Genomic DNA, 24403 nt, shown 5'->3' on the forward strand with positions numbered 1-24403 from the left:
GTACCGACAAAGTCAGATCACCACCGGCTCGGGCTCCAGGCGAATGCCAAAACGTTCGTAGACACTGGTCTGAATTGCCCCTGCAAGCGTCATCACCTCGCCGCCGGTCACGCTGGCGTCGAGGCTGTGGCGATCTCCGCGATTGACCAGCACCAGCGCCTGCTTGTCGTAGACGCCCGCGCGGCCCATGGTCTTGCCTTTCCAGCCGCAGGCATCGATCAGCCAGCCGGCCGCCAGCTTGATGGAGCCGTCATCCATGGGATAGTGAACAATCTTTGGCTCGCGCGCGATGATGTCCGCGCATTGCTCGGTCGTCACCGTGGGATTCTTGAAGAAGCTGCCCGCATTGCCGATGACTTCGGGGTCCGGCAGCTTGGCACGACGAATCTCGCAGACCCATTCAAAGATCTGCTGTGCAGTCGGCTGCTCTATGCCTTTTTCCGCCTGCTTGCGCTGCAGATCGAGATAGCCCAGATCCGGCTGCCAGCTCTTGGGCAGCGCCAGACGCACCTGGGTGATCACCGCCCGCCCTTTGAGACCCAGGCCGCGCGGGACAGCCGTCGAGCCCGTCACGGGCCAGTACTTGGGCTGAGCCGGTGCATGTTTGAACACCGAGTCACGGTAGCCGAAGGCACATTGCGCGGCATTGAGACTGAACTGCTCGCCGGTGACCAGATCGATCGCGTCCAGGGAGTCGAAGCGATCCTGCAGCTCCATCCCGTAAGCGCCGATGTTCTGCACCGGGGCCGCGCCTACCGTGCCTGGAATCAGGGCCATGTTTTCAAGGCCTGTATAGCCCTGGGCCAGCGTCCATGCCACCATGTCATGCCAGCGCTCGCCCGCCCCGATCTCGACAATCCAGTGCCTGTCGGTTTCGCGCAGCAGCCGCATGCCCATGATTTCCATCTTGAGCACCACGGGGGCCACGTCGCCCGTCAGCACCACATTGCTGCCACCGCCAAGGACGAACACAGGCTGCCGCCCCCATAGCGGGTCGGCGAGAAACTGACGGATATCGTCCTGGCTACGAATGCGCACCAGCGTTTCGGCGCGCGCGGCAATGCCAAAGGTGTTGCAATGCTGCAGGGGAACATTTTTCTCGACTAACATCCATCCAATTGTCGCACTGCGCCTGCTCTGCTGCTGGCAAGCAGCACATCACGGCCCGGCGCACTGTGGCTGTTTACTGCTCTGATACTGATAGGAATTACACATGCCTTCTTTTGACACTGTTTGCGAAGCCGATTTCGTCGAAGTGAAGAACGCCGTTGACAACGCCACCAAGGAAATTGGCACCCGTTTCGACTTCAAGGGCACATCGGCCGCCGTCGAACTCAAGGACAAGGAAATCACCATTTACGGCGATGCCGAGTTCCAGCTGCAGCAAGTCGAGGACCTGCTGCGCAACAAGCTGACCAAGCGCAATGTCGATGTGCGCTTCCTGGACATCCAGAAGGCACAGAAGATTGGCGGCGACAAGGTCAAGCAGCTCATCAAGGTCAAGAACGGCATCGAGTCCGAGCTGGCCAAGAAGATCCAGAAGCTGATGAAGGAAAGCAAGCTCAAGGTGCAGGCTGCCATTCAGGAAGAGAAGGTCCGCATCACCGGAGCGAAGCGTGACGATCTGCAGGCGGCCATGGCATTGATCCGCAAGGATCTGGCCGACCACCCTCTGTCGTTCAACAACTTCCGCGATTGAATGAAGCCCCCCCTGCGCAGCTCCGCTGCTTCCCCTTCCCTCGCCTTGCGGGAGGGGGGCGAGGCCCTTGCCACAGGGCGACGCGGCCAGCTCAGCTCCTTGCCCCGCGCCTCTCGCCTGCGTCGCATGGGGCTCTTGCTTTCAGTCGCTGTGGCCTCCAGCAGTGCCTTTGGACAGTCCGTAGCCCTGACCGGCGTGCTGGGCAGCAAGGCCTTGCTGGTCATTGATGGCAGTGCCCCCAAGGCGCTGGCCGTCAACGAAAGCCACAAGGAGGTGCGCCTGCTGCAGATCAGCGGCGACTCCGCCGTGGTGGATATCAAGGGCCAGCGCCAGACCGTGCATCTGGGAGCAGCACCGGTCAGCGTGGGCAGCCGGGGCGGCATTGGCGGCGCCGCGCGCTCGGGCCGGCTGGTCCTGATCGCCGACTCGCGCGGCCATTTTGTGGATCGCGGCTATATCAACGGGAAAACCATGCAGTACATGGTGGACACCGGCGCTAGCACCATTGCCATAGGCCGTGCCGATGCCGATCGCATGGGACTGCCCTACGAGCAGGGTGCCCCCGTCCTGATGCGCACGGCCAACGGCACTGCCCAGGGCTGGCGCATCAAGCTCGACAGCGTCAGACTGGGCGAGATGGAGGTCTACGGGATAGAGGCCGTCGTTGCCCCCCAGTCCATGCCCTATGTGCTGCTGGGCAACAGTCTGCTGACCCGGTTTCAGATGACCCGCAAGGGCAATGAGATGGTTCTGGAAAAGAACTGAACCCGCCTCTCGCCCATGCACGCACGCTACGACGACCCCTATGAAGACCTGCTGGGCCTATGGTCGGATCTGGAGGCCGCACTCGCGGTTTTGCTGACCGAGCCGCTGCGCATCCCCGGCTTTGCCATCAAGCTGCACCAGCTTGATCTATGGCTGCAAGACCTCATCACGCAGGACAGTGATGCCGCGCTGTATCTGATGTTTCAACGTGCCAGCTCGACAACCGTGGGCTATAGCCCGTCTCACGCCGTGGTCTGCGCGGGCCTGTGCCATATCCTTGCCAAGGAGCTTGACCTGCCTCAATCCGAGCGCGACACGCTGATCCAGGCCGCTCTGACCATGAACATCGGCATGACCGTGCTGCAGAATCAGCTGGCCGAGCAGCGTACACCGCTGAGCAGCCAGCAGGCCGAAGCTGTCAAGCAGCACCCCACAGAGGGGCGGCTGATGCTGGAGCGGCTCATGGTGCGTGACCGACTCTGGCTGGACACCGTGCAATACCACCACGTGGTGCTGCAGCCCGCGCCGCTGGCACAGTTGCAGCCGCTGGAGCGTCTGGTACGCATTCTGGGCACGGTAGACCGATATGCGGCCCTGATCAGCCCACGCAAGACCCGTAGCGGCCGCTCGGCTACCGAGTCGCTGCAAGTGCTGCAGCAGGGCGGCCAATACGCCGATGAGGTCAAGCAGGCCTTGATCGATGTCGTGGGCCTGTACCCGCCCGGCACCTATGTGCAGCTGGACAATGGCGAAGTGGCCGTGGTGCTGCGCCGCGGGAAAAGTCTGGAAGAACCCGAGATTGCCAGCGTGATCGACCGTGACGGCCACAGCATGTACCCGCCCATCTGGCATCTGGAGGGGCGCAGGCCGGCCATCACCTCCGCGCTGGCGCGTTCCTCGCTGACGCTGGATCTGGACCTGCGCTCCATGGCACAGCTGGGCATTCACAGTGCACGCGGCAATGCGGAGCTGTACCGCATGGTGAAGCTGCCGGGCAGCAGACGCTGACCCTTTCTAGACGCCTTGTGCAGCGATCAGGCCGGCATGGTGGCCACGCGTGAACGCCTCTTCCAGTACCGAGTAGCCGGCCCAGTCCGAATGCGCAAAGCTCAGCCGCGCCGTCGCAGGCGTGGGCAGGCCTTGCACTCGCTCCCCATTCAATAGCAGATTGCGCTTGCTGGCACTGAACTTGACGGCTATTTCACTCAATATCCGCTGATCGCCAGGACGCGGAATCGCCATGGCATGGCCATAGCGGGTGATTTCCATGCGTGTGGCATGCTGCAGCAAGTCTGGGTGCGGCTCGCTCAGCGTGTTCACAATGCGCTCGCGCCAGAAGGCAAACGGCTGCTGCATCAATTGCCGGCGCCCATCGGCCCAGTCGCCCAGCGCCTGGTAGTAGCTCAGCACCGTGGGCTGGCTGCGGATGCGGTCCAGTCGCTGATTGCCCGCATCCACATAGCCCAGCCCGCCCGCATTGCCATCGCGATACAGCACATTGTCCCAGGCGGGCTCGGCGCCGGGGTAGTCGGCCAACGGTCGGTCGATATGGATGTTCGCCACCAGCCAGGGGGCCCAGTCCAGGCGAGCCGCCACGGCACGCAGAAAATCGGGCGCATTGCGCAGCACTCTTGCAGCAACAAAGCTGGGCAGCGCCACCACGCAATGGCGCGCCAGCCAGCGTTCATGCTGCTGGCGGCCATGGTGATAAACCTCGATCTGCACGCCGCCCGCGTCCTCGGTGACGGCAAGCACGCTGCAATCGGTCTGCAACTGCGTGGCTTTCAGTCCCGCCGCCAGTTGCTGCGCCAGCCAGCCATTGCCCTGTGGCCAGGTCAGCACCTGCTCGCCATCCGCTTCGCTCTCGTGCTCGGACTGCGGACGCGGCGCGTGGAAACCATGGCGGCTGGCGAAATAATGAATCCCCGCCCAAGCTGAGACACGGCTCAGACCGGCACCGAAATCATCCCGGCAGCTGTAGTCCAGATACCAGAGCAGGCGCTCGTCATCGAGGCCCTGCGCCGCCAGCCATTGGTCGAAACGCTGTGCATCAAGCACCGCATGAGAGGCAGGCAGACCCGCTTCGCGCTGCCAGACACGGATGGAAGGCATGGCAAAGGCTGCGGCCCGAGACGCTGCCTCGACCTGCTTTTCAAACAGCGCATATTGCTCCAGCGTGCGCTGGCTCACGCCCTGCACGGGCAGCAGTCCCTCATGCCAGCCGCCCTGCCAGTACAGGCGCTCCTGCGGGCTATGGCAGAGATAGCGCTCGTCATAGCGCCAGCGGCCAGCGAAGCGCTGGCGCACACCCAGTTCCTCGAGCCAGTCCTGCACCTCATGGGCATCGTCGCCGGGAACGGGCAGATAGTGGGCACCCAGGGGGCAGGCAATACCCTTGACTTGCCCGGCCTGGCTGTTGCCTCCCATGGCGGCCTGGGTATCGAGCAAGGCTGCGCCCTGCACGCCAGCCAGTTCCAGCGCGCGTGCCGCCGCCAGCCCGGCCATGCCCCCGCCCGCAATCACGACCGGCGCTCGGTGCACCACAGCAGGTGCAGGCAGCTCCAGCCCCTGCGCCAGGCGCTGCCAGAAAGGGCGCAGGCCATGACCACGCTCCAGCGCCACGCCGCTGAAGCCGCCAGGCAAGTCCTCCAGTCTGGGCGCTGGCTGCTTGCAGCCGGCCAGGCCAGCTGCGCCCAAAGCGCTGGCAGCCGCCAGCCCGAGCCAGTCGCGCCGCTTCAGATCGGCCCGCATCAATGCTCCACCTTGCCCCACTCGCGCTCATAGGTGTTGACCAGGACCTGATTGGACAGGCGATTCACCTCGGTCGGCAGGCGCGCCATATCGAGAGGGAAGTCAAACATCAGGCGCAGCGTGGGCAGGGTCAGAAAACGCATGCCAGCGGGCAAAGCCTCGGGCTCGCGCCAGGGACGGTGGCTGGCCAGCACAAAACCCCATTCGCCAAAACTGGGCACATGCACGTGATAGGGCTTCGCCGTCAGACCCACGGACTCCACGGTCTGCACCACGGTCCAGAAGCTCTGGCGCGCAATCAGCGGCGAGGTGGTTTGAATCACGGCATAGCCGCTGGCCGCCAGACGCTTGTCCAGCAGCGAATAAAAACTATTGGTGAACAGCTTGCCTATGGCGAAATTCGTGGGATCGGGAAAGTCCACCACGATCACATCGAAGGTGTCTGCAGTCTCCTGCAACCAGTGAAAGGCGTCGGTGTTGACGATGCTCACGCGGGCATCGTTGAGTGCATTGCCATTGAGCGCCGTCATCATGGCATTGCTCTTGAACAGGCCGGTCATCGCCGGGTCCAGCTCCACCAGCACCACGGACTCCACGCCAGGGTACTTGAGCACCTCGCGCACGGCCATGCCGTCGCCACCACCCAGCACCGCCACCTTCCTCGGTGCACCATGTGCGGCCATGGCGGGGTGGACCAGCGCTTCGTGATAGCGGTACTCGTCGCTCTGGGCAAACTGCAGATTGCCGTTCAGGTACAGCCGCGCGCCCTGGCGCCCCTGTGTCACCACGATGCGCTGGTAGGGCGAGCTGCTGCTCAGCACGATGCGGTCCTGGTAGAAATGGTCGTCGGCCAGCCGGGTCAGCTGATCCGCGCCCGCGATGCCGCCGCCCAGGGCCAGCAGCACCAGCGCACAGGCCCAGGCATGGGCACGCAGATTGCGCAGCTCATGCTTGAACAGCACCAGGGCCCACACGGCAATGGCCGCGTTCATGAAGCCGAACAGCAGACCTGTGCGCACCAGCCCCAGCTTGGGCACCAGCACGATGGGAAACGCCAGCGACACGGCCAAGGCTCCCAGATAGTCGAAGGTCAGCACCTTGGAGACCAGATCCTTGAGCGATGCATTGCGCTTGAGAATGCGCATGACAAGCGGAATCTCCAGCCCCACCAGGGTGCCCACCACCATCACCATGCCGTAGAGCAGAAAGCGGAACGCGCCCGGCGCATAGGCATTGGCCAGAAACAGCACGGCCGGCAAGGCACCGCCGACCAGCGCCACCATCAGCTCCACGCGCAGAAAATGCGCGGGCAGCTGATCTTCGAAATAGCGCGACAGCCACGAGCCTATGCCCATGGCAAACAGATAGGTGCCGATGATGGTGGAGAACTGCAGCACCGAATCACCGAGCAGATAGGATGCCAGCGCGCCTGCCGCCAGCTCATAGAGCAGACCGCAGGCCGCAATCACGAACACACTGGCCAGCAGCGCCACATCAATGGGCCTAGGCCCCAGGCCAGCGCTGTCCTGCTCGGCCACCATCGAAGTCATCAAAGGTACTTTCTATCTAGTTAAGCACACCATCGGCCTGCACTCCTCAGGAATCAGCACTTCCCATTGGACTCTGAAGCTCAGACCCGGCGCGCTGCAAACGAGGGACTGCCAGCAAGCGCCGCCGCGCAGCGATGCAGTCGTCCCCCTCCCGCGTAGCGAGAGAGGGGGAAGGCGCGGGCGCCTCAGGGGGTGTTTAGTGAATCGCCGCAGCGACGATGATGCTGATCCCCAGGCACATGGCCGCAACCACCATGGCCAGTGCCTTGTTGTGCTTCTCCACAATCTCGGCCCACATGTCCACGGGCGTGATCTTGTCGATGATGATGAAGCACAGCCAGAACACCACCACGCCCACCAGGGCGTAGATGATGGAGCCGAAGAAGTTCTGGGCGCTGAACCAGTCGAAATTCATGATGTCTCTCCTGTAATGAGATAGGGGGCCGGCCTGTGAGAGCAGCGACGCTTATTTATGGCTGCCACCAGAGGTGTAACCACCGTAGGAGCCGCTGCTGGAGCGGCTGTACGTGCAGTTGGGATCTGTGCGCGGGTCGCAGTTGGGACTGGACATGCAGGCACGCAGGAACGGCAGGATGAACAGCAGCAGGAACAACCAGAACAGAATCGTGCCCCAGCTGAAGCCGCTGCCCGACAGAGGACTGACCTGGGAGCGATCCTTGAGCTTGGCCGTGCCGAACGCCTTGGCCACCGTCTCAGTCGAAACGCGCTGGCCATGGGTCCAGGTCGTTTCCTGATTGGCGGTCTCCAGCGCCAGCGTGGACTGCTTGCCGCCATTGGCAAAGTCCACATTGCTGGACTTGGCGCCCTTGAAGACGGGCCAGTAGAACTCGCCCTCTGCATATTCCGTCTCCGCCAGGTAGGCGTAGTCGCGCTGGTATTTGCGCTGCAGATAGGTCGCAGTGGCGCCGTTCTTGCTGAGCTTGGGAGCACCCGTGATGACGCGGGCCGTGCTCCAGCCGTCTTCCGAATCGACGATGAACGAAAAGCCCGCTTTCTTGTTGTAAAGCAGGTACTCGTCCCAGGTGAAGCTGTCGTCCTCATCCTCGCCCAGACCACGCCCGCTGCGCCTTTGAAAACCCACGACCTGCCATTTCAGGCCATCCAGCGTGCCTTCGCTGCCCAGCGGGATCAGAGGCTTGACCTTTCTGCGCTGCTCGGCATAGCTCAGCTCCGCCCCCATGCCCTTGGACATGTCGATCAGGCTGCCACAGCTGGGGCAGCTCAGGGCCTTGGTGGTGTCGAAGCGCACGGGCACCACGGCACCGCACTTGGGACAGTTGAAGTGGCGGCCCTGGGTTTTCTGCTGGGCGCTGCTGCGCAGACCCTGCATCTGCAAAGCCTCCAGCGCCACGGCTGCCCCCAGGCTGAAGGCCGGTGTCTTGTCGCTGAAGTCGATGGAGAGAATCTGGTTCTTGTCGCTGCGCAGCTCCACCAGCTTGAAGCTCTTGCCGAGCTGGGGCAGTTGGGGCAGCTCGCCCTGAGCCGCCATCAGTTGCGCATCCTGAATGCTGGTGACGGTAAAGGATTCCGTGCCTGCCTTGAGCTCGCGGCCCATGCGCCATTCGCGCTGCTGGAACTCTTTCACGTTCCAGCCCGGCGGCTGCCAGTTCACGGCAAAGACAAAGCTGCCGTTGTCCTCGCTCAGCCAGGCCAGCTCGCCGTTGCTGAGCGCAGCCACCCACTCCGACCAATTGCCGGCCGCGCTTTTGTACTGGGCGCGGCCCACGATGGTGAAGGGCTCGGGCTTGCCGTTGCGCTTGACCATGCCCGAGGCACCCAGCTGCAGCGGGCTGTAGTCCTCGAACACCTCGGCCATGGAGCCAATGCGCTTGAGCGTCTCGCCATCGCGCAACACGGTGCTGCGGCAAAACTCGCAGACGGCAAAACTCGATTGCGCACTGGCGAAGTGGACCGGCGCGCCACAACCAGGACAGGGAGCGCTGTAATCGCGCTGCGATGGGCTGGAAGCCATATTTTTTGCTATTGAATTAAGAGCTTCTTGCGCTTGTATATATGGGGCCTGACTGACCCCGATGGACTATTTTCGCGAGCGTCCTAGCGATGCTTGCTCTTACCGCTCTTGCGGGCAGCGCCCTCTGCAGGCTTGGAGCCATCGGTCTTTTTCTGTCCCAGCCTGGATTCCTTGCCGGCGATCAGGCGCTGAATGTTTTCGCGATGACGCCAGACCAGCAGGATCGCCATCACGACAATCGCGGCAGTGATGGGCGTTTCCGCATCCCAGACAATGCCGCTGCACAGCACGTAATACACGGGCGCGAACACCGATGCCACCAGCGCGGCCAGGGAGGAATAGCGGAAGAACACGGCCACTATGACCCAGGTCAGCGCCGTCGCCAGACCCAGCCAGCCGCTGATGCCCAGCAGCACGCCCAGCGCCGTGGCCACACCCTTGCCCCCCTTGAAGCCAAAGAACACCGGGTACAGATGGCCCAGGAAAGCAGCCAGGCCGACCAGCGCGACCGTGCTGTCGCCCAGCCCGAACTGCGCGCCGAAGGCTTTGACCAGCACCACGGGCACCAGGCCCTTGAGCGCATCCAGCAGCAGCGTGACAGCCGCTGCCGCCTTGCTGCCCGAGCGCAGCACATTGGTGGCCCCGGGGTTGCCGCTGCCATAGGTGCGCGGGTCGTTCAGGCCCATGACGCGGCTGACGATGACGGCAAAGGACAGCGAACCAATCAGATAGGCCGCGATGACGGCGATAACGGGATAGAGGGCGTTCAAAGGAATTCCTCGGCCAGAGACTGGCCCTTAGGCCCGCCAACCAAGGTCGACGGAACCGATTGTTGTCACGACTTACGCAAGCTCGGACCGTGCATGCTGTCTTGTCGACAGCAATGCCGTTGTAGATTCTTGATTGCGTATGTTTTAGTTGTTTGCTTTTTTGCCAGCCGGCGTCTGCCCCGGCTGACCAGCCCCTATTCTGCCAGCGCGCAGTGCACCGGCCGGGCATCGAGCAAACGGGTGCAGACCTCAGGCGCCAGCTGCACCAGATAGCCGCGCCGCCCGCCGTTGATGGCAATGCGTGGCAGCGCGAGTATGGTTTCCTCGATATAGACCGGCATCTCGCGCCTGGTGCCGAAGGGTGAGGTGCCGCCCACCAGATAGCCGCTGTGGCGGTTGGCCACCTCGGGTTTGCAAGGCTCCACGCTCTTGGCCCCGATCTGGCGCGCCAGGTTCTTGGTCGATACCTTGCAATCGCCATGCATGAGCACGATGAGCGGCTTGGCATCCTGATCCTGCATCACCAGGGTCTTGACCACTGCGTGCTCGTCCAGCCCCAGCTGGCGCGCTGACTCTTCAGTGCCGCCATGCTCCACATAGTCATAGGGGTGCTCGGTGAACTCCACCTTGTGGGCCCTGAGCATCTGCGTGGCTGGAGTCTCGCTCACATGGGCGTTTTTGTCTTTTTTTGCCATGATTCAATTTTGATAGCTAGTGGCGCATGCCCGATATGGGCCATCCGCCATTCTCCCTCAATAAAGCGATCAGACAGCGGGATCGCGCATCTCCCAGCGGATGCGGTCGATTTCGGCCAGCAGCTCGGCAGACAGCTTGGTTCCCCAGGCATCGAGATCCTCGTCGAGCTGGGCTACCGAAGTCACACCGATGATGGTGCTGGCCACCTGCCACTTGGTGTAGCAAAAGGCCAGTGCCAGCTGCGTGGGAGTGAGGCCGTGCTCGCGCGCCAGCGCGTTGTAGCGGCGCGCGGCGGCCAGCGCATCGGGGCGACCCCAGCGCTGTTTCTGCACGGATTCATACCTGGCAATGCGTGCCTCCTTGGGCGCACCGGCCTCGGTCGGTGCAAACTGATCGAACTTGCCCGTCAGCAGGCCGAAAGCCAGCGGCGAATAGGCCAGCAGCGACACCTCGAGACGGTGACAGCTTTCGTCCAGCCCGTTCTCATAGCTGCGGTTGATCAGGCAGTAAGGGTTCTGGATCGCAGCCACACGCGGCAGTCCATGCTGCTCGGCCAGGCGCACGAACTCGTGCACGCCATAAGGCGTCTCATTCGACAGGCCGATGTGGCGGATCTTGCCCTGCCTGACCAGACCGGCCAGTGCCTGCAACTGCTCGTGGATGGGCGTGAGCGAGCTTTCCTTCTGCGGGTCGTAATACATGGTGCCGAAGGCCGGTACATGGCGCTCGGGCCAGTGAATCTGGTAGAGGTCGATCACCTCGGTCTGCAGGCGCTCAAGGCTGGCGTCGCAGGAACGCACGATGTCCTGCGCCGACATGCCCGAGCCTTCGCGGATCCAGGGCATGCCGCGCGAGGGGCCGGCCACCTTGCTGGCCAGCGTGATCTGCTCGCGCATGCCGGGGCGGGCCTTGAGCCAGCGGCCGATAATGGATTCCGTCGCGCCAAAGGTGGCCTCACGGGCGGGCACGGCATACATCTCGGCCGTGTCGAAGAAATCCACGCCGCGCTCCACGGCTCGGTCCATGATGCGCCAGGCTTGAGCCTCATTGACCTGCTCGCCGAAGGTCATGGTGCCCAGACAGATGGGGCTGACGCGCAGATCGCTCTGCCCCAGAGCGACGGGATTCATGGAAAGACGGGAAGTGGATGCAGCAGAAGTCATGCTTCCAAGTTTAGAGCCTGACAGTACAAGATCAGGGCAGACTTTTTGTTTTTGCTGACACAGCTGTCCCGTGCACGACGGGCCATGCTGCAAGCGCAGCAATAATCAAAACAACGGAGACAATATGACAACGCACAACCCCACGCTGACCGGCCAGCTCACCGATATCCCGCCCTATCAGCCGCGCCGCCAGTGGCGCTCACAGATGCTGCCCGTGCGCAATATGCACTACCACCAGCGCAGCTGGGAGCCCGAGCCAGTTTCGGGAATCGATCCCGAGTTGCCCGTGCTGGTGCTGGCCCATGGCTGGATGGATGTGGCCGCCTCCTACCAGTTTGTGGTCGACGCCTTCAGCGACGCCTTTGTGCAGGGCCGCCGTATCCTTGCTCACGACTGGCGCGGCTTCGGCCTGAGCCGCAGCGCCGAGCCCTGCGACAGCTACTACTTCACCGACTACCTGGCCGACCTGGACATGCTGCTGGAGCAGATTTCGCCCGATCGGCCCATCGACCTGGTCGGCCACAGCATGGGCGGCAATATCTCCTGCATGTATGCGGGCGCGCGGCCCGAGCGCATACGCCGCTTTGTCAATCTCGAGGGCTTCGGCATGGCGCCCACAAGGCCCGACCAGGCCCCCGGGCGTCTGGCCCAATGGATGGATCAGCTGCGCGAGCAGCGGGCGGGCGCCATGGGTCTCGCCCCCTACGACAGCGTGGAGGCCGTGGCCAATCGCCTGCAGAAAACCAATCGCCGCCTGCCCCGCGACAAAGCCCTATGGCTGGCTCATCACTGGTCGGCCCCCGATGCCCAGGGTCGCTGGCATATTCTGGGCGACGCCGCACACAAGCTCTCCAACCCCTATCTGTATCGCGTGGATGAAGCACTTGCCTGCCTGGCCGCCATCAGCGCACCTACCTTGTCGGTCGAAGCCTCGGACGACAGCCTGGGCCATTGGCACCAGGGCCGTTACACGCTGGAGCAATACCACGAACGCATTCGCCACATCCCGCAATGCGAGATCGCCCGCGTGCAGGACGCCGGCCATATGCTGCACCACGACCAGCCCGAGGCCGTGGCCAGGCTGATCGAGGACTTTCTGCGCTGAAAGACTGCTACTGCTGAGACTACGACTACCGCTTGCTATCTATACAGGAGCTTGTAGCGCATACATTCATTGATTTTCAATATTATTTAAATATGAAATCAATATTACACATGCGCTACAAGCTCACTTATTTATAGCTATTCACGCCCTGTCCAGTCTGCAGTTCCAGCACATGGCGCCAGCGCCTCGGCTGCATTTGCAGCTTTCGGTAGCGGCCATCGGCCCACTCCGCACTCATGTCCGCATAGCGGGCCGACAGCGCCAGCCCGCTCTGCCCGGTCTGGTAGATGAACTGCGAGGACTCCGGATCGCCGAGGTCGTAGATGGCGCGCAGCGAGGGCGCATGGCGGCTGACAAAGCGCCCTCCCAGCGGACCTTTGGCATCGGCGGGCGACGGGTTGGCGTTGTACTGCCCGACGTTGACGCTATAGGTGTCACCGCCCGAGGCCACACTGACATTGAACACGCCGGCCAGCGCCGCCACCGCGCCCAGCGGCTTGTGCGCGCTGAGCGCCGGGTGCGCAGCGCCCCAGCGCCATTGGCGCGGATCATTGCCATAGGCCGACTGCAGCTTGTCCAGCGTGCGGGTCAGCGCCTGCCCTGACTGTTGCTCGCAGCTCAGCGGCGCGCACCACCAGGCGTCATTGCGCGCGAGGATTCCCTCCAGCCCGGCACGGAAGTCACGCTTGCCGTAGCTCATGGCAAAGCGCTGCTCGCCAATGCGCGCAATCACCAGGCCGCGCGTCAGCTCGTCGACCCATACCGAGAAGATCAGCGGCTCGGGCCTGTCCCGCTCCATCTGCCCCTCAAAGCCCGCCAGCAGTTGCTGCGCCTGCTCTGCCAGGGCGTGGCTCGATTGCGCCTTGCGCAGCACGGGCAGCAAGGCCTGGGTGGCCAGGGACTGCACATCGTTCTGAATCGCCGCCATGCTGGCCACGTCATGCTGGCTGCCTGCCGCCAGCAGTTGCTCTATGCGCTGGTGGCGGTAAGGCAGGCTCCAGTCCTGGGTCAGAAAATGCGCATAGCCGGCATCCGTCACGCGCTGGTTGGCCGTGGCCACAAAGCCGCGCGTGCCGCCATCGTCCTGCGGCGTCTGGTCGTATCCCAGCCAGCCCTGCCAGTCATACCGCGCATCCCAGCCGGGCGCCGGCGCCACGCCGCGCAAGTCATTGCCCGGCGCACGCACAGGCACCCTGCCCGCAGCCTTGAAGCCGATATGGCCCTGCACATCGGCCGCCACAATGCTTTGCATGGGCGAGTGGTAGATGGAAAATGCCTCGAACAATTCGGGCACGGTCTGCGCCCCGTTGGCTCTGAGGCCGGCCTCCACCGTGCGGTTGTCCGTGTCCAGCGCTGCCCAGCGCAGGGCCAGCGCATAGCGATCGGTGTTGATGACCTTGCCGTATTGCTGCTGCGCGTCGCTGATCACCGGGCCGTGGCGCGTGCTGCGCAGCGTCACCCTGACATCGCTCTGGCCCTTGACCTTGAAGACTTCCTCGCGCACGACAAACTTTTCCCAGCCCATGGGCGTGCGGTACTGGCTGGCATCGGTCGGGTTGATCTGCTCCAGATACAGATCCTGCACATCGGGGTTGGTGTTGGTAAAGCCCCAGGCCACCTGCGCCGTACGGCCCAGCACCACGAAGGGCATGCCGGGCAAGGTGGCACCCGTTACATCCAGCGCGCTCAGGACGCTGCCGTCGCCGGCCCGGCCCTCTGGCGACTGAAGACGCGCGAAGTACCAGATGGCAGGAGCGCTCAGCCCCAGATGCGGATCGTTGGCCAGCAAGGGCTTGCCGCTTCGGGTCTTGCTGCCGGCCACCACCCAGTTGTTGCTGCCCAATCCGTCGTTGCTGCCCATGTCCCTCGCCATGGAGGCCGCCCATTGCTGCAAGGCCGACTGAATCTGCCCGTCCGGTGCCGAGACCTTGGGCTTGGCATCCTCTTGCCGGTAGACACCGAGCTGCCGGTACAGACTGGCGAGGTCCAGCGCCGTCGCGGGCTGCTCGCCCGGATAGGCAGGCATCAGCTGCCACAGCTGCTCGGTGCTCAGGACCTGCAGCAGATTCAGCCGTGCGAACTCGTTGCCCCAGTTGCCGCCCAGATCCAGCGCCATCATCAGCGCCCAGCCCACGGTGTCTTCAGGCTCCCAGGCCGATGACCCTCCTGCTCCGGCCCTGGTGCCCAGCAGCAGGAACTCCGGCGCTGCAGCCTGCGAAGGCCTGGCGTAAAAGGCGGCGATACCCTGGCTATAGGCCTGCAAGGCCTCCTGCACCGAGGGCGGCAGCGCCGCGTACTGGCGACGCGCCGCGCCATGAATATCGAGAGCACGCATCAGCTTGTCCAGCTCCAGCGTAGCTGGCCCCAGAATCTCCGACAGCTGCCCCTGCATGAGACGGCGGTTGAACTCCAGCTGCCAGCCGCGCTCCTGCGCATGGACAAAGCCCAGGGCCCGCCAGACATCCTGCGGCGACCGGGCGCTGATATGCGTGATATAGGACTCGTCGCGCCTGACCCACACGCTGCGCTCAAGCCCGGCGAGGACCAGCTTGCCATCCATGCGCGGCTGGGCCCGCACGCCATAGACCGCCAACGCGGCCCCTGCCAGCAAAACCAGCCCGGTGGCCGCAGCCGCCAGATGCAGTGTGCACCTGAGCCAGGGACGGGCAGAGGGCTCTGCCGCCGAAGTGATGTCTCCCATATCGCCTCTTGTCATGCGTCCGGTGCGCAACATCCACATGCTGATCGCGTCCAGCCATGGGCGACAATACCTGTTTGGGCCCCGGCCCGTAGAACGTGTTTACGATCTCCTCGCGCCGCGACAGTGGCTTTGCGGGATGGAATGCTAGGCGCGATACCGCAGCAATAGCTCTGCTATTGCGAGGATTCGCAACAACGCAGACCGCCCCTGACCGGGCGTCCGCAAAGACACTGTCCCGAAGGGTTGGAGCGAAATCGGGCGATTTACTGCGCGCTGTCTCTTGCTTGCACCCCGGTGCAAGCGGCGAGCCATCGCTTCGAACTCATCCCGATTGCGCTCCAACGCGGCTGCGTAGAGATCGTAAACACGTTCTTAGTAAAACGACTTACGCAGATTCGGATCAGGCATGGCGCTCCATGCCTGTCGTGCTTCCCTGTTCGCGTCAGTCCCAAGGAATTCAACGCATGTGGCCCTTCAGTCTGCTCAAGAAACTCAGCCAGGACCCCGCCGTGGGTCAGACCCGGGGCGACTATATCGGCTGCTATCTGCTGGGCACGCATACCAGCGGGCGCGACGAGGACATCAGCTATATCTCGCTGGCCACCACGCGCGAGCAGCTTGAGCTGGATGCGCGCCAGTATCTGCAGGAGTTCCTGGAGCAGCATCCGCAGTTGACCGAAGCGGAGCGCCTTGCCCTTCAGGATCTGCTGGAGCACTGGAATGCGCGCGCCGATGCCCATCTGGCCAAAGCAGCCGGCAAGCCCAGTCAGCCCCTGGCCGTGCAGGGCGGCAGCGAGCTGTTCCTGCGCACCGGCATGCGGGCGCGCAAAAAGGAAAAAGGCGTCTATCTGGAATAGACGCCGGGGCGGCGGCGGCCCGGCGGCTGCCGCTACTGCGTGAAATTCATGTCGAAGCCGGCTTCTGTCAGGCGCACCTCGTCGCCTTCGGCTTTTTCCAGCCAGCCCTTGTCGACGGCCCAGTCCAACGCAGACTGGCGCTCGCCTTCGCCGATGCCATGCTTTTGCAGGTCGGCGGCAAGCGCTTTCTCGCTCATTCCTTCGCCGGCACGCAAGCTTTGCTCCACCACCAGGATGTAGACCATTTTGTGGGCTGCGATCTGAATGCTCTGCTCTGTCATGTTCACAAGTCCTTGTTCTTGAATGAAGGGAAAGCCGGGTGCCCGCCAGGCTCCAGGCCTTGCGCCCTGGCCTGCTGCTTGTGTTTTATGCCGCGAGCCATACCCACTCTGGCAGTGAGTTTGTAGCCATCTCTCTAGTATTTCCGATGCGTTTCCTCTGCTTGCCGGCTCCGCAACATGGTGCCGGCGCTTCAGTTTCAGAACTGTGTTTCAGGGAGGTCATCATGGCTCGCCACACGCCCATAGAACGCTATCGCAATATCGGCATCTCCGCGCATATCGATGCCGGCAAGACCACCACCACCGAGCGCATACTGTTCTATACCGGGGTCAACCACAAGCTGGGCGAAGTCCATGACGGCGCTGCCACCATGGACTGGATGGAGCAGGAGCAGGAACGCGGCATCACCATCACCTCGGCGGCCACCACGGCCTTCTGGTCGGGCATGGAGCACAACTTCCCGGCCCATCGCATCAATATCATCGACACACCCGGCCACGTGGACTTCACCATCGAGGTCGAGCGTTCCATGCGCGTTCTCGACGGCGCAGTCATGGTCTACGACTCCGTGGGCGGCGTGCAGCCACAGTCGGAGACCGTCTGGCGCCAGGCCAACAAGTACAAGGTGCCGCGCCTGGCCTTCGTCAACAAGATGGACCGCGTGGGCGCCGATTTCTTTCGTGTGCGCCAGATGATGGTGGACCGCCTCAAAGCCCACCCGGTTCCCATCGTCATCCCCATCGGAGCCGAAGCCGACTTTCATGGTCTGGTCGACCTCATCAAGATGAAAGCCATCTTCTGGGACGACGAGTCGCAGGGGGTGAAGTTCGAGTACCAGGAGATCCCCGCTGCACTTCTGGCCAGCGCACAGGAATGGCGCCAGAAGATGGTGGAAGCCGCTGCCGAGGCCAATGAAGCCCTGACCGAGAAATACCTGGACAGCGGCGACCTCGGTGCCGAGGACATCATCACCGGCCTGCGCCTGCGCACCATCGCCACCGAAATTCAGCCCATGCTCTGCGGCTCGGCCTTCAAGAACCGGGGCGTGCAGCGTCTGCTCGATGCGATTGTCGAGCTCATGCCTTCGCCGCTCGATGTCCCTGCCATCGAAGGGCATAGCGAGGACGACAGCGCCAGCACCACGCTGATACGCCATGCCAGCGATGACGAAAGATTCGCCGCCCTGGCCTTCAAGCTCATGACCGACCCCTTCGTGGGCCAGTTGACCTTTGTACGCGTTTACTCGGGCGTATTGGCCAAGGGCGATCTGGTCTACAACCCGACCCGCGGTAAAAAGGAGCGCATAGGCCGCATCGTGCAGATGCATGCCAACGCACGCCAGGAGATCGACGAAATCCGCGCCGGCGACATTGCGGCCTGCGTGGGCCTCAAGGACGTGAGCACGGGCGAGACGCTGTGCGATCCGCAAGCACCCATCGTGCTCGAAAAAATCTCTTTCCCCGAACCCGTGATCGCCCAGGCGGTGGAGCCCAGGAGCAAGGCCGACCAGGAAAAAATGGGCCTGGCACTGGCGCGCCTCGCGGCCGAAGACCCGTCCTTCAGAGTCAGCACCGACGAGGAATCGGGCCAGACCATCATTGCCGGCATGGGCGAGTTGCACCTGGAAATCATCGTCGACCGCATGAAACGTGAATTCAATGTGGCCGCCAATGTGGGCAAGCCCCAGGTGGCCTACCGCGAAACCATTCGCAAAATAGTCAGCGATGTGGACGGCAAGTTCGTTCGCCAGTCCGGTGGCAAGGGCCAGTACGGCCATGTGGTGCTGAGCGTGGAGCCGCTGGAATCGGGCAAGGGCTTTGAATTTGTCGATGAAATCAAGGGTGGCGTGATTCCGCGCGAGTTCATCCCCGCCGTGGAAAAAGGCCTGCGCGAAGCCATGAACTCGGGCGTTCTGGCCGGCTACCCGGTGGTCGATGTGCGGGTGCGGCTGACCTTCGGCTCCTACCACGAGGTGGACTCCTCGGAGCAGGCCTTCCGCATGGCCGCCATCCTGGGCTTCAAGGAAGCCTGCAAGAAAGCCGACCCGGTGATCCTGGAGCCCATCATGGCCGTCGAGGTGGAGACGCCCGAGGAATACGCAGGCGCCGTGATGGGCAATCTGTCCTCGCGCCGCGGCGCCGTGCAGGGCATGGACGATATCGCAGGCGACGGCAAGACCATCAGGGCCGAGGTGCCGCTATCGGAAATGTTCGGCTATGCCACGCATCTGCGCTCCATGACTCAGGGCCGCGCCACCTACACCATGGAGTTCAAGCGCTACGCACAGGCCCCGCAGCAGGCAGCAGCCGCGGCGACCGCGACGACCGGTCACCGAAAACAGGGCTAGGCGGATCCAGGCAACTCTGTCGCGGCTCGGCGGCAGAGTTGCCGGGCGGGTTCAGACAGACGACTCAGGCCGCATGCAGCCACTGCATGGCCATGGCATCTTCGGTAAAGGGGAAATGCCTGACCTCGGCATGCGTGATATGCCTGCCGACGAACTCGGCCATGCCCGCCAGATGACTGTCGGTCACCAGAGCGATCTGCTCCACCTGATGGCGATGATCTCTGACAAAGCCCATATGGGCGCTGAAGCCGGCCCAGTTTTCCCAGCCTGGAAAGTCCTTGGACTGAATCATCACCCCATGCAGTTTGGGATGCTCGGCCAGGAATTCGTCCACATCCTGGCTGACGCCGTCGAAATCCTGCTCGGTCAGGGGCCCATGGGGCTCCAGCAGCAAGATGCCTTCGGGTTTCATGAGGGAGTAATTAAGCATATGCAACTCCTGCAGCGAAACTTCACTGTACGCCTGCGCTCACTGGAATGCAGCCCTAGACAGCACCCGCAGCACAGGTTTTCTCTGCCCTTGCCGCCGCTCTGTACGGACTTGCTGAAACGCGACTGATTCGCTTACTGGCAGCCCATGGCCCGGCTCAGGCTCTGCATCTGCTCGCCCAGCGCGACACGCAGATCGGCGTGCATGGCATCGCGTGTCAGCAGTTCTTCGGCATAAAGTGCCGCCCAGTCAATCCCCACGCCCAGCACCACACCGGCGACCGCTCCCGCCACCGCCCCCACTGCCGTGCCGACACCGGGAACGACAGAGCCCACAGCCGCACCGGCTACCGCTGCCCCGGCCTTGCCCAGACCCTGCTTGGCAGCCGCCTTGGCCAGCACCTTGCTGGCGGCCTTCATCGAGGCCTTGGCCATGGCTTTGCCCGCGACGGCCGCGGCAAAAGCACCGCCCCCCGTGCCCACCAGGGCACTGGCCGTCAGACGCTGGCGTGCATCGCCCAGCAGCTCCAGCGCAGGCAGGCTGGCAACCTCGGCACGCACCAGACATTGCTCGGGACTCAGGGCCAGATGATGACGCGCCAGGGTTTGCTCGATGCGCTGCTGGCCCTCGGCCAGAGCGGCACCGCTGGTCAGCGCCTGTTTTTGCAGGGTCTGCACCCAGCCCTCCAGCCCTGGCGTGGCTCCCAGGGTTTCGCTGAGCTTGTTCTGCAGAAACTGACTCACATCGCCCGTGAGCAGACTGAGGATGCGGCCCCACTCCGCCCCCAGACTGAAATACCAGTCCAGATAGCGCTCGACGGCGGCATCCAGTTGCTGGTTCATCTCCGGGATGCTCTGGCACAGGGCCTGTCCGGCCTGGGCCCGGCCCAGCAGCTGCAGAACCTGCTGGCGTGTGGCCTCCAGCGTGCCGAGGCTGTAGAGCTGCTGCCCGATGCGCTCGCACTCGGGCAGGCGCTTGAGCGCCAGCGGGCTCTCCTGCGCACGCGCCAGGCCGTCAAGGGCTGCCGTGGTCTGCACCAGAATGCCCAGCACCAGCACGGCAACCAGGGCCAGCAAAGGTGCGGCCGGCGAAGGCACGTCATTGCGCACTGACCCCGAAGGCCTGGCCTGCAGCAGCAGGGCCGAGGAAGCCGATGCCCCCTGCATGGCGCGCCCCAGGCACAGCAGCACGCCTACCGGGCCGAACAGCGCCAGCAGCAACAGGCGCAGCATGGGCAACTGGGGCAGGTCGGCCATGGCGCCACTCGCCAGCTGCACGGCCAGCAGGGCATCCAGCCCCCAGCGCACCAGCCCCGAGGGCGCAGCATGAATCTGGGCCAGCGCATGATTCAATGCCTCGGGCTCCATGCCGGGGGCCAGCCCTCGCCCCAGATCCTGCTGACTGGCCATGGCGCATAGCCAGCTGCCGCCCCAAAGCACCAGCAGCAGCCAGGTGGCAGCGCGCTGGGTGAAGGCCCAGGCAAAGGCTGACGATGAAAACTCTCGCTTCAGGCCCGCCTGCATGCCACAGGCCAGCAAGGCATAAAGCAAGGGGGCCAGCGCCAGCAGCGCCCATTCCCAGGGCGCCAGAAACCAGGCCTGCCAGAGTGAGCTGGTGCACAACAGCAAGGCCAGTGTCAATGCCTTGCAGGCCGGCCACCAACCGCCGCCGAGCCATCGACCGATATGCCCCTGCGGCGCGAACTGCAAGCGCAGCAGCTTTTTGCGCAGCATCAGGAGCAGCCAATGCCCCCAGGCTGGCAACAGCACCAGCAGCAGGACTGCGAGCAGCCAGCCCCAGGGCGGCAGGCGCGTCAGCAGATGAGAAAAGCCGGCCAGGGCCGCCAGCCACAGCCAGCCCAGCAGTACCGCGCGCAGCAGAGTCCGCGGCCGGGTCGGCCCAAGCTCGGTCGCTGGCGCGCCAGCACGGTTCATGGTTCGCGGCTCTTGCCCGCAGCCCCCCGGCCTGCAGCAGCAATCCCCCTGGCGATGCGAGCGTTGTAGACCGTGAGGCGGCTAAGGCCCAGTTGCTCGGCAATCTTGGCGTCGGATGCGGTGCCAAGCAAGGCCACGGCCTCGTCGCTCCAGTCGAAAGCGCTGCTGGCAGCAGCTCCTGTCATCGAGTCAATACCGAGCTCGGTGCGCTTGGCCACCACGCTGGCCTTGCTGATGCCCAGCTGCTTCGCCACCTCGGCATCGGCCTCCCGGCCCAGCAGAGCCAGCGCTGGCTGCGTCCACTGGAAATGCCCGAAGGCGGGAATGCCCAGCGCATTGCGCTTGAGGTTGACCGTCTTGGCCGATGTGCCCCAGCGCTCGGCCAGCACGGCGTCTTTTTCCTGGCCCAGCAGGGCCAGCATTTCCTCGGTCCACGGCAGTGCAGCCTTGCCCATGCGTGCGTCCTTCCCGATCTCAAAAATACAAACCAGATTGGCACTCAGCCTATATTCAGTCTACGTTAACAGCTATTAAAACTGAATCATCTTAGGCACAGACACGAGGCGCAAGCCATGCTGGCGGCTCAACCTCAGCGGCAGTCTGCCGTCAGACATGTCCCCAGTAGATCAGCGCATCCCGCCCTTCCACAGACAGCGATACCTGCGCGCCCACGGGCAGCAGCACCTTGGTGGGCACATGGCCGAAGGGCAGGCCTTGCAGCACGGGGCGCTTGAGCTGCATGCGCAGCCAGTCGACAACGGTCTGCAGCTTGAAGCCCTTGTCGTGGGTGGTGAGTTTGAAGTCGGTGAACTGGCCAAAGATGATGGCTTTTTGCTTTTGCAGCACGCCCGCCAGCAGCAGCTGGGTCAGCATGCGCTCGATCTTGTAGGGGTGCTCTCCCACGTCTTCGATGAACAGAATGCCGCCGTCGACCTGCGGGAAGTAAGGCGTGCCCAGCAAGGACACCAGCACCGCCAGGTTGCCGCCCCACAAGGTGGCCCCGCCAGGAACATAGAAGTCCTTGAGTTGCGGCTTGCCATTGGGCAGCTCGCCAATCCTGGGCATCTGCCAGCCCGCGCCCTCGCCCTGGCCGCTGAGCAGGTCCTCGAAGCAGTCCAGCATGATGTCGTCCACGGGCTCGCCGGTCTTTTTGCTGTCCACACCGAAGTCGGCGTTGAGCGCGGGACCCGCCCAGGTGACCGAACCGGTCTGTGCCAGCATGGCCAGCTGAAAAGCCGTGAAGTCGCTCAGGCCGACAAACTTGGTGCCGCCCGCAATCGCCTTGGCCACGGTCTTGTACTTGATGCCCGGCAGAATGCGCGTGAGACCGTAGCCGCCGCGCGAAATCAGCGCCACGTCGGCTCCGCTGGCCGCTGCACGGTGGATAGCAGCCAGACGGGTGGCGTCGTCACCCGCAAAGCGCTGGCTGCTGGCCAGCGCATCGGCATCGACCTCCACCTCGTGGCCCAGGGCCTCCAGCTGCTTGATGCCGCGTTTGAAGGCTGCCTTGTCGCGCACCGCCCCCGAGGGCGAATAGATATAGACATGCTTGCCGCCATGGCTGTGATCATGGCCGCAGCAGCTGCCATCGGCGCTGTGCACATGGTCGTGATGATCGTGGTGACCGTGCTCATGGCTGCAGTGCTCGTCATGCACATGAGCCTGGTGGTCCGGCTCCTGCCCGTGCGAGTGGGCGTGGTGGGGATCTTGCTGCTGGGGCGCTGTAGTGGATCCAGGGGATTTGCGCGAGGTTGCCAAAGCCTTTTCATGCGGCCATCGGCCGCATGCTCCGTGAAAAGTGGGTGAATCCGCAGATTCAGAAGTTCATACGACTTCCGCAAAACAGGTTCAGGTCGGGCGACTGCCTCAGAAGGCGAGCCCTTGTTGCATTCTTGTTTGCGTAAGTCCTAGTTCAAATTCTTGCTCCGCCGGTCTGACCGATCGGGCTACGGCGCAAAGTATTCCACAGCCGCTGCACCACCGCCCTGCTGTGCTGCAGGAACCGGAGCGCCAGGCCGGGTTTGCCGCCAGACCCTGGCCTGAGCCGCCAGCTGCGGCACGGCCTGCAGCCAGGCTGCCTGCCATTGCACAGCAGACACGGGCTGCTGCGTGGCTGCGGGCTGCAGCCACAGCCTGCCGGCCTGCGCCCATTGCTGCAGCAGATCGGCGGGAGGCGCAGCCAGCTCGGTCTGCAGACGCGGCCAGGCCTTGAGTGCGGCCCGATGGCCGGGCTGCGCAAACGGTGCATTCCACGCGCGGTCCTCTTCGGCATTGCTGCGCCCTTCCAATTCGGCCATGGCCCTGGCCACGTCCCAGCCGGGCTTGCGCGCTGCCTGCTCAAACCATTGCTGACGCTGCTCTGGCTGCGCATTCAGCGGCCAGGTATTGATCAGCCACGCGCCGGCAAAGCGCTCTGGCAGGGCTTGCGCTGCAGCCAGACCCAGGCGGCCACCATCGCCCTGCCCGATCAGGACCAGCCGCCGCAGGTTGAGCGCTTCGATCAGCTCGGCGATAACCTGCAAATGCCACTGCGCGCTGTGCCGTTTGTCTTTCTTGGGTTGGTCGCTGCGCCCGAACCCTGGCAGATCGGGCACCACCACACGATGACCGGCGGCCAGCAAATCGGGCAGCAGATGCCGGAAGCCATAGCCCCAGCCTGGGCTGCCATGCAGGCACAGCCAGGTCAGTGCTGCATCCTCTGGCCCTTCATCGACCACTGCCAGACGCAGGCCCTGCAGCGCCGGCAGGTCGCTGCGCCACTGCGGCCGCCAGGGCCAGGCGGGAAGGTCGGCAAACGCCTCATCGGCATTGCGCAGCGCCCAGTCCCTGAGCGGATGCGGCTGCTGCGCCTTTTTTTCCTGGCGTCGCTGCTGGAAGAACTCGGCCATCAGCGCCGAGCATTGCGCGGCCAGCACGCCGCGCAGCACCCGCGTCTGGTGGTTGATGGCGGGGTAGCCGAAGACATCGAGCACCGAACCGGCGGCGCCGGTCCTGGGTTCGGCCGCGCCATAGACCACGGCATCCACACGCGCATGCAGCATGGCACCGCTGCACATGGTGCAGGGCTCCAGCGTCACATACAGCGTGCAGCCCTCAAGCCGGTAATTGCCCAGAGTCCGAGCTGCTTCGCGCAGGGCCAGCACCTCGGCATGGGCCGTGGGGTCCTGGGCAGAGAGCGGACTGTTATGACCGCGGCCTATGACCTGCCCGTCCTTGACGACCACGGCCCCCACCGGCACCTCGCCACAGGCAGCGGCGCGGCGCGCCTGCTCCAGCGCCTGGCGCATGAAGTGTTCGTGCACGGAAGCATCAGAATCCATAGCTATATGTGCCTGACAGACAAAGGCTTGGCAGATATTC

21 protein-coding genes are annotated in these 24403 nt (G+C 63.8%); 6 read left to right on the forward strand and 15 right to left on the reverse strand.

The window, feature by feature from the left end:
• Positions 1–12: 12 nt before the first annotated feature.
• The gene (murB, locus tag Cth01_RS10085; protein ID WP_045839078.1) at positions 13–1110 is read right to left on the reverse strand and encodes a UDP-N-acetylmuramate dehydrogenase; all 1098 of its coding nucleotides are present in this window, start codon (positions 1108–1110) and stop codon (positions 13–15) included.
• Positions 1111–1213: 103 nt separating this feature from the next.
• On the opposite strand from murB, the gene Cth01_RS10090 reads away from it, so the two are divergent.
• From Cth01_RS10090 to Cth01_RS10100, 3 genes are all read left to right on the forward strand, one after another.
• Entirely contained in the window at positions 1214–1699 is a 486-nt protein-coding gene (locus Cth01_RS10090; protein ID WP_003063225.1) for a YajQ family cyclic di-GMP-binding protein, read from the forward strand.
• A 126-nt stretch (positions 1700–1825) separates the two neighbouring features.
• A complete protein-coding gene (locus Cth01_RS10095; protein ID WP_034351847.1) occupies positions 1826–2464 on the forward strand; it encodes a retropepsin-like aspartic protease family protein in 639 nt (212 codons plus the stop codon).
• Between the two features lie 15 nt (positions 2465–2479).
• Complete coding sequence (locus Cth01_RS10100) at positions 2480–3472, forward strand: HD-GYP domain-containing protein (RefSeq protein ID WP_045839079.1); 993 nt, start codon at positions 2480–2482, stop codon at positions 3470–3472.
• A 6-nt stretch (positions 3473–3478) separates the two neighbouring features.
• Here the strand turns inward: Cth01_RS10100 and Cth01_RS10105 are convergent, their stop codons facing one another.
• From Cth01_RS10105 to Cth01_RS10135, 7 genes are all read right to left on the reverse strand, one after another.
• Positions 3479–5215, reverse strand: coding sequence for an FAD-dependent oxidoreductase (locus Cth01_RS10105; RefSeq protein WP_045839080.1), 1737 nt, complete (start codon positions 5213–5215; stop codon positions 3479–3481).
• A complete protein-coding gene (locus tag Cth01_RS10110; protein ID WP_034383795.1) occupies positions 5215–6765 on the reverse strand; it encodes a polyamine aminopropyltransferase in 1551 nt (516 codons plus the stop codon). The genes Cth01_RS10105 and Cth01_RS10110 overlap by 1 nt, the downstream gene beginning before the upstream one ends.
• A gap of 196 nt (positions 6766–6961) precedes the next feature.
• Positions 6962–7180 (reverse strand): DUF350 domain-containing protein, encoded by a 219-nt coding sequence (locus Cth01_RS10115; protein ID WP_003063240.1) that lies wholly within the window; start codon positions 7178–7180, stop codon positions 6962–6964.
• Positions 7181–7231: 51 nt separating this feature from the next.
• Positions 7232–8758, reverse strand: coding sequence for a DUF4178 domain-containing protein (locus Cth01_RS10120; protein WP_045839081.1), 1527 nt, complete (start codon positions 8756–8758; stop codon positions 7232–7234).
• An 83-nt stretch (positions 8759–8841) separates the two neighbouring features.
• Positions 8842–9528: a glycerol-3-phosphate 1-O-acyltransferase PlsY gene (gene plsY, locus Cth01_RS10125; RefSeq protein ID WP_003063247.1), complete on the reverse strand. Its 687-nt coding sequence runs from the start codon at positions 9526–9528 to the stop codon at positions 8842–8844.
• A gap of 194 nt (positions 9529–9722) precedes the next feature.
• On the reverse strand, positions 9723–10223 hold the full coding sequence (gene ybaK / locus Cth01_RS10130) for a Cys-tRNA(Pro) deacylase (RefSeq protein WP_045839082.1): 501 nt from the start codon (positions 10221–10223) through the stop codon (positions 9723–9725).
• Between the two features lie 69 nt (positions 10224–10292).
• Complete coding sequence (locus Cth01_RS10135) at positions 10293–11354, reverse strand: aldo/keto reductase (protein WP_045839083.1); 1062 nt, start codon at positions 11352–11354, stop codon at positions 10293–10295.
• Between the two features lie 157 nt (positions 11355–11511).
• Between Cth01_RS10135 and Cth01_RS10140 the strand changes: the two genes are divergently transcribed.
• Positions 11512–12492 carry an alpha/beta fold hydrolase gene (locus Cth01_RS10140; RefSeq protein WP_003063257.1) on the forward strand — a complete coding sequence of 327 codons (981 nt, stop codon included), beginning with the start codon at positions 11512–11514 and terminating at the stop codon, positions 12490–12492.
• Between the two features lie 127 nt (positions 12493–12619).
• On the opposite strand, the gene Cth01_RS10145 is transcribed toward Cth01_RS10140, so the two are convergent.
• On the reverse strand, positions 12620–15193 hold the full coding sequence (locus Cth01_RS10145) for a penicillin acylase family protein (RefSeq protein ID WP_233425147.1): 2574 nt from the start codon (positions 15191–15193) through the stop codon (positions 12620–12622).
• A gap of 464 nt (positions 15194–15657) precedes the next feature.
• Here Cth01_RS10145 and Cth01_RS10150 point away from each other — a divergent pair, with 464 nt between their 5' ends.
• The gene (locus Cth01_RS10150; RefSeq protein ID WP_045839085.1) at positions 15658–16050 is read left to right on the forward strand and encodes a hypothetical protein; all 393 of its coding nucleotides are present in this window, start codon (positions 15658–15660) and stop codon (positions 16048–16050) included.
• Positions 16051–16082: 32 nt separating this feature from the next.
• Here Cth01_RS10150 and Cth01_RS10155 read toward each other — a convergent pair whose 3' ends face one another.
• Positions 16083–16331 carry a hypothetical protein gene (locus Cth01_RS10155; protein ID WP_045839086.1) on the reverse strand — a complete coding sequence of 83 codons (249 nt, stop codon included), beginning with the start codon at positions 16329–16331 and terminating at the stop codon, positions 16083–16085.
• Positions 16332–16555: 224 nt separating this feature from the next.
• On the opposite strand from Cth01_RS10155, the gene fusA reads away from it, so the two are divergent.
• Positions 16556–18679, forward strand: coding sequence for an elongation factor G (gene fusA, locus Cth01_RS10160; RefSeq protein ID WP_045839087.1), 2124 nt, complete (start codon positions 16556–16558; stop codon positions 18677–18679).
• A gap of 64 nt (positions 18680–18743) precedes the next feature.
• Here fusA and Cth01_RS10165 read toward each other — a convergent pair whose 3' ends face one another.
• From Cth01_RS10165 to tadA, 5 genes are all read right to left on the reverse strand, one after another.
• Positions 18744–19109, reverse strand: coding sequence for a SpoIIAA family protein (locus Cth01_RS10165; protein ID WP_003063270.1), 366 nt, complete (start codon positions 19107–19109; stop codon positions 18744–18746).
• Positions 19110–19243: 134 nt separating this feature from the next.
• Positions 19244–21043, reverse strand: coding sequence for a hypothetical protein (locus Cth01_RS10170; protein WP_045839088.1), 1800 nt, complete (start codon positions 21041–21043; stop codon positions 19244–19246).
• Positions 21040–21498: a hypothetical protein gene (locus tag Cth01_RS10175; protein WP_034383772.1), complete on the reverse strand. Its 459-nt coding sequence runs from the start codon at positions 21496–21498 to the stop codon at positions 21040–21042. Before Cth01_RS10175 ends, Cth01_RS10170 begins: the two co-directional genes overlap by 4 nt.
• A gap of 151 nt (positions 21499–21649) precedes the next feature.
• Positions 21650–22699, reverse strand: a complete 1050-nt coding sequence (locus Cth01_RS10180; RefSeq protein ID WP_003063276.1) for an LD-carboxypeptidase — start codon at positions 22697–22699, stop codon at positions 21650–21652.
• 290 nt (positions 22700–22989) lie between these two features.
• Complete coding sequence (gene tadA, locus Cth01_RS10185; protein WP_072248279.1) at positions 22990–24363, reverse strand: tRNA adenosine(34) deaminase TadA; 1374 nt, start codon at positions 24361–24363, stop codon at positions 22990–22992.
• Positions 24364–24403 lie beyond the last annotated feature (40 nt).

Origin of the sequence: Comamonas thiooxydans (assembly GCF_000964545.1) — a bacterium.
In the GTDB taxonomy this organism is placed as follows: domain Bacteria; phylum Pseudomonadota; class Gammaproteobacteria; order Burkholderiales; family Burkholderiaceae_C; genus Comamonas; species Comamonas thiooxydans.

Bases quoted from the DNA above. Each gene is read 5' to 3' on its own strand.
- Cth01_RS10150 (WP_045839085.1), top strand. From the start codon at position 15,658: ATGTGGCCCTTCAGTCTGCTCAAGAAACTCAGCCAGGACCCCGCCGTG.
- Cth01_RS10165 (WP_003063270.1), bottom strand. From the start codon at position 19,109: ATGCTTAATTACTCCCTCATGAAACCCGAAGGCATCTTGCTGCTGGAG.
- Cth01_RS10105 (WP_045839080.1), bottom strand. From the start codon at position 5,215: ATGCGGGCCGATCTGAAGCGGCGCGACTGGCTCGGGCTGGCGGCTGCC.
- Cth01_RS10115 (WP_003063240.1), bottom strand. From the start codon at position 7,180: ATGAATTTCGACTGGTTCAGCGCCCAGAACTTCTTCGGCTCCATCATC.
- Cth01_RS10145 (WP_233425147.1), bottom strand. From the start codon at position 15,193: ATGGGAGACATCACTTCGGCGGCAGAGCCCTCTGCCCGTCCCTGGCTC.
- ybaK (WP_045839082.1), bottom strand. From the start codon at position 10,223: ATGGCAAAAAAAGACAAAAACGCCCATGTGAGCGAGACTCCAGCCACG.
- Cth01_RS10135 (WP_045839083.1), bottom strand. From the start codon at position 11,354: ATGAATCCCGTCGCTCTGGGGCAGAGCGATCTGCGCGTCAGCCCCATC.
- Cth01_RS10120 (WP_045839081.1), bottom strand. From the start codon at position 8,758: ATGGCTTCCAGCCCATCGCAGCGCGATTACAGCGCTCCCTGTCCTGGT.
- tadA (WP_072248279.1), bottom strand. From the start codon at position 24,363: ATGGATTCTGATGCTTCCGTGCACGAACACTTCATGCGCCAGGCGCTG.
- Cth01_RS10095 (WP_034351847.1), top strand. From the start codon at position 1,826: ATGGGGCTCTTGCTTTCAGTCGCTGTGGCCTCCAGCAGTGCCTTTGGA.
- Cth01_RS10170 (WP_045839088.1), bottom strand. From the start codon at position 21,043: ATGAACCGTGCTGGCGCGCCAGCGACCGAGCTTGGGCCGACCCGGCCG.
- Cth01_RS10175 (WP_034383772.1), bottom strand. From the start codon at position 21,498: ATGGGCAAGGCTGCACTGCCGTGGACCGAGGAAATGCTGGCCCTGCTG.
- Cth01_RS10090 (WP_003063225.1), top strand. From the start codon at position 1,214: ATGCCTTCTTTTGACACTGTTTGCGAAGCCGATTTCGTCGAAGTGAAG.
- Cth01_RS10100 (WP_045839079.1), top strand. From the start codon at position 2,480: ATGCACGCACGCTACGACGACCCCTATGAAGACCTGCTGGGCCTATGG.
- murB (WP_045839078.1), bottom strand. From the start codon at position 1,110: ATGTTAGTCGAGAAAAATGTTCCCCTGCAGCATTGCAACACCTTTGGC.
- Cth01_RS10110 (WP_034383795.1), bottom strand. From the start codon at position 6,765: ATGACTTCGATGGTGGCCGAGCAGGACAGCGCTGGCCTGGGGCCTAGG.
- Cth01_RS10140 (WP_003063257.1), top strand. From the start codon at position 11,512: ATGACAACGCACAACCCCACGCTGACCGGCCAGCTCACCGATATCCCG.
- fusA (WP_045839087.1), top strand. From the start codon at position 16,556: ATGGCTCGCCACACGCCCATAGAACGCTATCGCAATATCGGCATCTCC.
- Cth01_RS10155 (WP_045839086.1), bottom strand. From the start codon at position 16,331: ATGACAGAGCAGAGCATTCAGATCGCAGCCCACAAAATGGTCTACATC.